Below are 530 nucleotides of genomic sequence, written 5' to 3'. Positions count from 1 at the left end.
GAACAGAATCGATCCGCGCGGCGCATCAGGCACGGGCCAGTCGATCCGGCGGATCTGCCAGCCGTCACCGGCTTGCCAGCGGCTCTCTCGTGCATGGGAGGGGATAGCGCGACGGTCGATCGGGGTATGGTTCATCCGGACTTTGCCTGCTTGCCTAACGCTGGCCTCAAGGGGGTGGTTACTTTTTGGTAAGTCATCGCCTGTAGCACCGCCTCCATAGGGGATCATTGGGGGCATCATGCCAGACGGATTGTTTCACTACGGACTGCTCTGCGGCTTGGCAATCGCGCTGGTTGTGGCTGCCGTTACCGACATTCGCCGCCGCCAGATCGACAACTGGCTGAATGGCGCAATCGTGCTGGCCGCACCGCTATACTGGTGGGCTGCGGGGATGGCGGTGTGGCCCGATGTCGCAATCCAGCTGGGGATCGCGGTTGCGTGCTTCGTGGTGTTTGCCGGCCTGTTTGCCTTGCGGATGATGGGCGGCGGTGATGTCAAGCTGCTGACCGCGCTGGCTCTGTGGATCGAGC

At 62.6% G+C, this 530-nt stretch carries 1 protein-coding gene; it reads left to right on the top strand.

Features of this window, described 5'->3' with window-relative positions; all coding sequences use genetic code 11:
* Positions 1–277: 277 nt before the first annotated feature.
* Positions 278–530, top strand: a 253-nt coding sequence (locus AC01FP_RS18975; RefSeq protein WP_474482514.1) for an A24 family peptidase, incomplete at its 3' end; no start/stop codon positions are given.

It is taken from the genome of Cyanobium sp. NIVA-CYA 375 (genome assembly GCF_056108345.1).
The sequence above is the reverse complement of the archived record's forward strand: the minus strand, read 5'-3'. Positions and strand labels throughout refer to the sequence as shown.